An 8,828-nucleotide genomic window follows, 5' to 3' on the forward strand; every position below is an offset into this window, starting at 1 on the left:
TATGCGTCTGCTGTCCCAATCCCGCCGCCTGCGCCAGACGCCCTTTTCGGAAGGGGTCGAAGACAAGGGCGTCACCGCCTACACCGTCTACAACCGGATGCTGTTGCCCACGGTTTTTGAGAGCGTCGAGGCCGACTACCGGCACCTGAAATCTCATGTGCAGGTCTGGGATGTGTCCTGTGAACGGCAGATCGAGTTGAACGGTCCGGATGCTGGCCGGCTGATGCGTCGGCTGACCCCCCGCAACCTGGAGAAGATGCAGGAAGACCAGTGCTACTACGTGCCGATCGTTGATGAGAACGGCGGCATGTTGAACGACCCGGTGGCGATCAAGCACAGCGAGGATCGCTGGTGGATTTCCATTGCGGACAGTGACCTGCTTTTGTGGGTCAAGGGGCTGGCTGTCGGTGCGGGCATGGATGTGCAGGTGTTCGAGCCCGACGTCTCACCCCTGGCCGTCCAGGGGCCAAAGTCGGATGACCTGATGGCGCGGGTCTTTGGAGACGAGGTACGTGACATCCGCTTTTTCCGCTACAAGCGGCTGGCCTTTCAGGACACGTCCTTTGTGGTGGCGCGGTCCGGGTATTCCAAACAAGGCGGCTACGAGATCTATGTTGAGAATGGTGCCTATGGGATGCCTCTGTGGAACGCCTTGTTCGAGGCAGGCGAAGATCTGAATGTGCGCCCCGGTTGTCCAAACCTGATCGAACGGATCGAAGGCGGCCTGTTGAGCTATGGCAACGACATGACAATAGAGAACTCGCCATTGGAATGCGGATTGGGCAAATTCTGCAATCCGGCCGAGGGTAGCGACCATATCGGCAGGGACGCGCTATCGCGCGAGGCCGCCGCAGGTCCGGCACGGCAAATTCGCGCGATTTCCATCCCCGGTGATCCGGTGCCGCCGGCCCGGTCGGCCTGGCCGCTGTACAAAGACGGAAAGCGGGTTGGGCAGGTCACGTCCGCCGCCTGGTCGCCTGATTTCGAAACAAATGTCGCAATTGGCATGGTCGATGCCAGCCACTGGGACGCCGGGACGGTGCTTGAGGTTCAAACTCCAACCGGGGATCGGCGGGCCGAGGTGCAGAAGGCGTTCTGGGGATAGCCACATCTCGCCCCGACGCAGGCAAGAACAGGCGGATTCATCATTATTCCTGGGAGGGAGCGCACTTTGATGGTGCGCCAAATTGCCCAAGTCGTTCCGGCGTCAGTTGATGCCGATCCCGATGTCAAAGGCCACCGGTTGTGCGCCCGCGTTCACAACTTCAATGATATGTTCGCCCGACTGCCATAGCTGACCCTGATACGGCGTTTCTGAAGAAATCAAATCCAACAGCAAAGTGCCGTCGGGATTGAAGATCCTGTAGTCCAGAGCGCCACCATGTGATCCGACGTCCACGTTCAGAAATTGCCCGTCGTTTGCCCCCAGGATGTAACGCACCGACGTGCCTGCCTGGAGTGTGGCGCTTAGAGTCGTGCCACTTGTGCCAGCATCAAACTTGACGACCTGATCCCCTGAAACTGTCGGCGCAGCGTCAGAGGCACCATCCAATGCGCCGCCTCCATCATCAGCAGTGTCAGTGTCTTCACCCACGCGACGTAAATCGGCGACTTCGGGTCCGGACCAAACGATGCACTCATACTCGGCACCGGTGCCATCGCGAAGCCGGACCATGATGGCGGCTTCGCTGAATTCCTGGCCAAGGACCTCACCGCCCACATTGCCAAAGCGGGATATCAACTCATCGATGCAAGCGTTCGCCTCATCAGAGATGTCGGAAAACGCGGGCATGGGGAAAAGCGCAAGCGCCCAAAAGAACTTCTTAAACATCACAATTCCCTTCTGTTTGGCAGACAGGTTGTCCTGGCGCGTTCAAGCGCCAAAGCGTGTCGCACCTGCGAGGCCGCAAAAAGCGCTCGCTTCGTCTTTCCGGGGCTGGAAAGCCAAGAGCACGGTCTCATGCGGCTAGACCGAGCCTCGAAGTTGCGACAATCACGCAAAAGATCACAGCGCGCCTTCGTCGCTGAGCGATTCAATACCCGCCGTTGCACCATCAGTGTAAGCGATACAATTCCATGGCGCCTGATTCGGACCGACCCCAACTTTTACCAGTGTCCCGGCCTCGCTGAACTCGGATGAAAGTACTACGACTTGCGTGTTGTTGGTTGCGGCGGCCACGTCGCGCAAACAGGCTTGTTGCGCGGGAGTGACTTCGGTGGACCCGCTTGTGCCACTGGTCTCGTCACACGCAGAAAGCGCCAAAGTCGTTGCGCCCAGCAAAGTGAATACGCTGAATCTTGTCATTGAAAATTTCCTTCCGTAGCTCTGCAAAAAGCCCAGGATGCGGGCTCAACAAGTGAAAAAAACTTATTCAAAACTGTCAATGCGTTGATCTAGGTGGGGCAAGGCGAATGCACAAAACATGCAGCTGCGCCCGCATGATAGACGATCGGCGTACCAAAATCGGGATCAGAAACAGCTCAAAGACGACCCGGTTTTCGTCACGAGAACCAGGTTTCAGTTTTGCCTGAACTGATCAGGTCTGCGTACGAACCGACAGTGAAGCGCCCCCGAAAGCCTGTCTTTCAGCCATCGCTGTTGTCGCGTTTGTATCGCTCTGCCGAGGGAACCAGAACAGTCCTGACCCGTGATCGAGTGCTTTCGAGAAATCCCGCTCGTAGACCGAAAACAGCACCAGCCTTCGAACTCGAAGCAAGCTTAGATCGCCAGATACTCTTCACGAAGATTAGTGTCTTCAAGCACCTCTTTCGCGGTGCCGTCGAAAACAATAGTCCCCGTATCCAGGATAATAGCACGGTCCGCCAATTCCAAAGCGCGAACTGCGTTTTGCTCGACTATGATCGTTGTCATACCCTGCTGTTTGACGTGGATCAGTGTTTTTTCGATTTCGTCGACGATGACAGGGGCCAAGCCTTCATAAGGTTCGTCCAGAAGCAGGACCTTGATGTCTCTGGCCAAAGCTCTGGCGATGGACAGCATTTGCTGTTCACCGCCCGACAAGGTAATTCCCTCTTGTTTCCGGCGCTCGCCCAGTCGTGGGAACAACTCGTAAAGCCGGTCCAGTGACCAGCCGATTGGCGGCGCAATCTGCGCAAGCTGCAGGTTTTCCTCGACAGTCAGGCCTGGGATGATTCTTCTGTCTTCAGGCACCAGACCAAGGCCAGCCGCCGCGGCTTCGTAACTTGTCATTTTGTGGAGCGGTTGATGGTCCAGCCAGATTTCGCCATGCCGCACTTCCGGCTCGCCCACTCTGGCAATGGAACGGAGTGTCGAAGTTTTTCCTGCACCGTTGCGCCCGAGCAGGGCAAGAATCTCGCCTTCGTGCACGTTGAAGCTGACGCCCTGCACGATATAGCTTTCTCCGTAGTAGGAGTGCATGTCCCACACCGAGAGAAATGCAGGCGCAGTGCTGGCCAAATTGGCGTTTTTTGAAAAGTCAGGTTTCTCGTTCATAGCTTTTCCTTACGCAGCTTCGCCGAGATAGGCTTCGCGGACCTTAGGGTTTCCGCGGATATTTTCCGGAGTGTCTTCAACAAGGGGCGTGCCCTGCGCCAGCACTGTGATGCGCTCGGCCAGGCTGAAAACCACGTGCATATCGTGTTCGATGATGGCGATGGTGATGTCGCGCTCGTCCTTGATTTGCTTCAGCAGATCAATCGTGTTGTTGGTATCGGCCCGCGCCATGCCCGCCGTCGGTTCGTCCAGGAGCAACAGTCGGGGATTCTGGCTAAGGCACATGCCGATCTCCAACCGCCGTTTGTCGCCGCGCGACAGTGCGGCAGCGTGCATCTCGCGCTTGTCGGCCATGTTCATCTCTTCCAGCATCGCCTCGGCTTGCTCGACTATGGCCTTTTCGTTGGCAATGGTCTCATAGGCGTGCATCCGGAACGCGCCGTCCCGCATTGCAAAGATCGGGATCAGCATGTTTTCCATCACCGTCAGTTCGCCGAAAATCTCCGGCGTCTGAAACACGCGGCTGATGCCCATCTGGTTGATCTGGAAGGGTTCAAGCCCCAGCACCGAGTTATTGTCGAACAGCACCGAACCGGTATCCGGCATTAGCTTGCCCACCAGACAGTTCAGCAGGGTCGACTTGCCCGCCCCGTTGGGTCCGATGATTGCGTGAACCGTGTTCTCCTCGACATTGAGGTTCACATCCGTCAGCGCCTTGAGGCCACCGAAGCGTTTGCTGACATCTTTGACTCTTAGAATTGCCATGGTCCGCCCCTTACTCCGCCGGTTCCGTTTTGCCCGACGGCGCATCGTCGGTACCCGATTTCTTGCGCTTCAAGCGGTTCAGCAATCGTTGACCGCCTTCGACAAGGCCACCCGGCAGGTAGATCACCACCAGCATGAACAGGATGCCCAGCGTCAGGTGCCAGCCTTTGCCGATGAACGGGTGGATCAGGAACACCACCGCGTCCTCCAGCCCGTCGGGAAGGAAGGCGAACCAGCTATGCAGGACGTTGTCGTTGATCTTCGAGAAGATGTTCTCGAAATACTTGATGAATCCAGCGCCCAGAACCGGACCAATCAAGGTGCCGGTGCCGCCAAGAATGGTCATCAGAACAACCTCGCCCGAGGCGGTCCATTGCATCCGCTCGGCCCCTGCCAGCGGGTCCATTGCCGCCATCAGACCGCCGGCCAGGCCGGCATACATACCCGAAATGACAAAGGCCGCCAGGGTGTAGGGTTTGGAGTTCAGGCCGGTATAGTTCATCCGCTGCTGGTTCGATTTCACCGCGCGCAGCATCATTCCAAAAGGTGAGCGGAAAATGCGGATCGAAAGATAGAACACAACCATCATGACTATCGCGCAAAGGTAATAACCCGCGTTGAAGTCAAAGCTCCACGCTCCGACATCCATCGTGTAGGTCGCGCGCATCGGCAGGCCGAACAGGTGTGGCAGATCCGGCGAATTGGCCCCCTGCAGAATTTGGGGATCGTCGGCATAGACCTGCAGACCGGTTTCCCCGTTTGTCAGGTTGAATTTGGGGTTCGACAGCACCGAATAGGCCAGCGCAAAACTCATCTGTGCAAAGGCCAGCGTCAGGATCGAGAAATAGATGCCGGACCGGCGCAAGCTGACAAACCCGATCAGCAGCGAGAATAGCCCTGCCACCACAACGCTGAGCGCGATAGCCGGGATGATGTTGTAACTCAGCAGCTTGAACATCCACACGGCCGAATACGACCCCACGCCCAAAAAGGCCGCGTGACCGAAGGACAGGTATCCGGTCAGACCGAACAGGATGTTGAACCCGATGGCAAAGATGCCAAAGATAACAAAGCGCTGCATCAGGTCCGGATAGCCCGCGTTGAACTGCGCCATGGCGCTGCCTTCCGGGAACGGGTTCAGGATGAAGGGGGCCAGCAGGGTAAGAAGGCCGACGATGATCAGAAGGCTGGTGTCTTTCTTGTTCAGTCCCAACATCGATTATTCCTCCATCACGCCTTTGCGTCCCATCAACCCGCGCGGGCGTGTCAGCAGCACGATAATGGCAACAAGGTAGATGATGATTTGGTTGATTCCGGGGATTGTTGTGGTGGCCCAGGTCGTTGAGGCAAAGCTTTCAAGAATGCCCAGCAGAAAGCCAGCCAGCACCGCTCCGGGCAGCGAACCCATGCCGCCGACAACAACCACAACAAAGCTGAGGACCAGAAAGTCCATCCCCATGTGATAATTTGGCGGGTTGAGCGGCCCGTACATTACACCGGCCAGGCCAGCCACAGCGGCCGCGATGCCGAACATGATGGTAAAGCGGCGGTCGATATTGATACCCAGCAAGCCCACCGTCTCGCGGTCGGCCATTCCGGCGCGGACAACCATGCCAAAGGTCGTGAACTGCAGGAACGAGAAGACGGCACCGATGATGGCGACGGCAAATCCGAAGTAAACCAGGCGCCAGATCGGATAAATGATCGCGTTGGGATCGAAGCCGATCATTGTGCCAAGGTCGACAGAGCCGCTGAGTGCGTCGGGCGGCGGCGTCTGGATCGGGTTGGCGCCGAAGAAATACTTCACGATTTCCTGCAACACGATCGCCAAACCAAAGGTGACAAGGATCTGGTCCGCGTGGGGGCGCTTGTAGAAATGCTTGATCAGCCCGCGCTCCATCACATAGCCGACGAACAGCATGATCGGGATCGCGAACAGGATGGCCAGCGGAACAGACCAGTCGATGATCGTCGCGCCGAACTCGGGACCGAACCAGGCCTCGACATAGGGTGTTTCGACCTTCAGCGGGTTGCCCAGAAAGTCGGTTTGGGTTTCGTCGATGGTCACGAAGCTCAGGTTCATGAGCTTTTGCAAGGTTACGGCACAGAACGCACCGATCATGAACAGTGCCCCGTGGGCAAAGTTCACAACGCCCAGCGTTCCGAAAATAAGGGTCAGTCCCAAGGCAATCAGTGCATAGGCCGAGCCTTTGTCCAGACCGTTCAGGATTTGCAGTAGGATGGCGTCCATTGGCCCACCTCAGGCTTGGTCAGTGTGGAGTGTGGTGCGACAGGATCAGCCCTGCCGCGAATGTCTGGCCGCCGATGGGGCGGCCAGACTCAAACACAGGGGCTTACGCGCCCGGGTTGCATTCTCCGAGTGCGCCACCGGCGAACATCGGATGCTCCGGATCGTACTCGACCTGAGCACGCGGCGTGATCTCGACGATTTCCAGCGTGTCGTAAGCGTTGGTCGGGTTCTCGTTGCCGCGAACGACCAGCACGTCCTTGAAGCACTGATGGTCGGCGCCGCGATACCAGGTTGGGCCGTTGCCCAGACCGTCGAACTCGAAGTCTTCCAGAGCTTCAACAACACCGCACGGATTGAAGGTACCCGCACGCTCGCAGGCATCCGCATAGAGCAGAACCTGCGCATAGCAAGTCTGTGCCGAGTTGGACGGCGGTTTGCCGTACTTTTCGCCAAAGGACTTCACGAAGGCCTTGGTGCCTTCATCCTGCAGCTGCCAGTTCCAGTTCATCGAACCCAGCACGCCTTTGATGTTCTCGCCCGCACCGGCGGCCATCAGCTCCGAATACAGCGGCACGACGATCTTGAAGTCCTTGCCGTTGGCCACCTTGTCCAGCAAGCCGAACTGGATCGCATTGGTGAGCGAGTTCACCATGTTGCCGCCGTAGTGGTTCAGGACCAGAACGTCTGCGCCCGAGTTCAGAACTGGCGTGATGTAGGACGAGAAGTCCGTTGACGCGAGTGGTGTCTTGACCGTGTTGACCGTTTCCCATCCCAAGGCTTCGGTCGATGCGACGATCGACTCTTCCTGGGTCCAGCCCCAGTTGTAGTCGGCCGTCAGGTGGTAGGCGCGGCGTTCCTTGCCCATTTCCGCTGCCAGCACGGGGGCAAGTGCTGCGCCCGACATGTATGCGTTGAAGAAATGGCGGAAACCGTTGGCTTTCTTGTCCTTGCCTGTCGTGTCGTTGGCGTGGGTCAGACCCGCCATGAAAATCACGCCTGCCTCCTGGCACAGACCCTGAACGGCAACGGCCACGCCCGAGGACGAACCACCGTTAATCATGATCGCGCCGTCTTTTTCGATCATCGACTTTGCCGATGCGCGTGCGGCGTCTGACTTGGTCTGCGTGTCGCCGGTGACGAACTCGACCTTCTTGCCCAGGATACCGTTCCCTTTCAGCGCCTTGGACGTAAAGGTGTTCAGGCAGCCGCCATCACCCTCACCGTTCAGATGCTCGACCGCCAGCTGTTGCGCCAGCAGTTCGTCATTGCCTTCCTCGGCATAAGGCCCGGTTTGTGGGACATTGAAGCCCAAAGTGACGGATGACCCCGTCGGTTCGTTGGTAAAAGCAGCAGCCGACGAAGCCGTGAAGATCGTAGGCAGGGCCAGACCGGTACCTGCAACGGCACCAGACTTCAGCACGCCGCGGCGTGTGACAGATTTGTTGGTCATTAATTCCTCCCATTTCCCTTTCTTTCGCCGTCTGGCTCCTCTTCCAGCAGACGAAAGCGCACTTATGTGCATTTCAATAATGGAAAGCGGGTGGAAAATTTCACAATAAATAACTGGATTTGAAACAAAATTTTGTAAACTAATTTACGAATAATTGGCGATCTTGAAAAGTTTTGGAAATTCCCTATTGCACTAACTATGAACTTCAGATGTTTAGATGTGAATTCCCGCAGAGACAGCTGTTAGATGCAGACTCTTATAAATTCAGTGCGCCATTACTGAGGGAGTATACCGAATGAACTGACGTCATCATGGCTGAATTCTGAGAGAGGTGCTGGCACACCCCCGCCGGATGATGACAAAAACTTAGGGTCAATCGAAGAAGATCGGTATCACACAGCATTCAAATTCGAGGCAGATTATCTGGTTCGGATGCCGTTCAAATCGAAAGGAAAGCTGGGCACTACGAGTTCGGTGTTTGGGAAACAGCGCTTGATCAAGACCAAAGGCGTGAACTTTCGGAAGCTGACGTTCACGACACGGAGCGACCGGGTTTCAACTTCACCTCAGCCATCTGCGTGCTGGCATGATTTTGAAAAAGTGGTGAGCCGTGCAGGATTCGAACCTGCGACCCTCGGATTAAAAGTTAGTTCAAATGGCTTTTCTGTAGTATTCTACGCTGCGCCACACCGGCGCATAACCATTTGAAATAAAATGTTTTAATTGAGATTCACCCGCGCCTTCCTCATACTGTTTGTCACAATGTACTACGCCCGGTGGTTGCTAGGTGGTTGTGATCAGCCCCACTTGTGTGGTCTAATTTGATTGTTAGTGCAAGGCCGGCCTTTGGTCCATCAGAACGATGGTTTCCGGGGCCGGTGGTTAAT

The 8,828-nt window shown here is 56.6% G+C and carries 8 protein-coding genes; 1 reads left to right on the top strand and 7 read right to left on the bottom strand.

What is annotated here, in order from left to right:
* Position 1: 1 nt before the first annotated feature.
* On the top strand, positions 2-1,105 hold the full coding sequence (locus ACR0JW_RS19535) for a dimethylsulfoniopropionate demethylase (protein WP_170680273.1): 1,104 nt from the start codon (positions 2-4) through the stop codon (positions 1,103-1,105).
* 102 nt (positions 1,106-1,207) lie between these two features.
* Here the strand turns inward: ACR0JW_RS19535 and ACR0JW_RS19540 are convergent, their stop codons facing one another.
* From ACR0JW_RS19540 to ACR0JW_RS19570, 7 genes are all read right to left on the bottom strand, one after another.
* A complete protein-coding gene (locus ACR0JW_RS19540; protein WP_170824998.1) occupies positions 1,208-1,831 on the bottom strand; it encodes a hypothetical protein in 624 nt (207 codons plus the stop codon).
* 174 nt (positions 1,832-2,005) lie between these two features.
* Positions 2,006-2,305, bottom strand: coding sequence for a hypothetical protein (locus tag ACR0JW_RS19545; protein WP_170680277.1), 300 nt, complete (start codon positions 2,303-2,305; stop codon positions 2,006-2,008).
* 414 nt (positions 2,306-2,719) lie between these two features.
* A complete protein-coding gene (locus tag ACR0JW_RS19550; RefSeq protein WP_170680279.1) occupies positions 2,720-3,475 on the bottom strand; it encodes an ABC transporter ATP-binding protein in 756 nt (251 codons plus the stop codon).
* A gap of 9 nt (positions 3,476-3,484) precedes the next feature.
* Positions 3,485-4,240: an ABC transporter ATP-binding protein gene (locus ACR0JW_RS19555; protein WP_170612580.1), complete on the bottom strand. Its 756-nt coding sequence runs from the start codon at positions 4,238-4,240 to the stop codon at positions 3,485-3,487.
* Positions 4,241-4,250: 10 nt separating this feature from the next.
* Positions 4,251-5,456, bottom strand: coding sequence for a branched-chain amino acid ABC transporter permease (locus ACR0JW_RS19560; RefSeq protein ID WP_170680281.1), 1,206 nt, complete (start codon positions 5,454-5,456; stop codon positions 4,251-4,253).
* 3 nt (positions 5,457-5,459) lie between these two features.
* Entirely contained in the window at positions 5,460-6,491 is a 1,032-nt protein-coding gene (locus ACR0JW_RS19565; RefSeq protein ID WP_170680283.1) for a branched-chain amino acid ABC transporter permease, read from the bottom strand.
* A 103-nt stretch (positions 6,492-6,594) separates the two neighbouring features.
* The gene (locus ACR0JW_RS19570) at positions 6,595-7,941 is read right to left on the bottom strand and encodes a substrate-binding protein (RefSeq protein WP_170612573.1); all 1,347 of its coding nucleotides are present in this window, start codon (positions 7,939-7,941) and stop codon (positions 6,595-6,597) included.
* Positions 7,942-8,828: the final 887 nt, after the last annotated feature.

It is taken from the genome of Ruegeria sp. BG6, assembly GCF_056538465.1.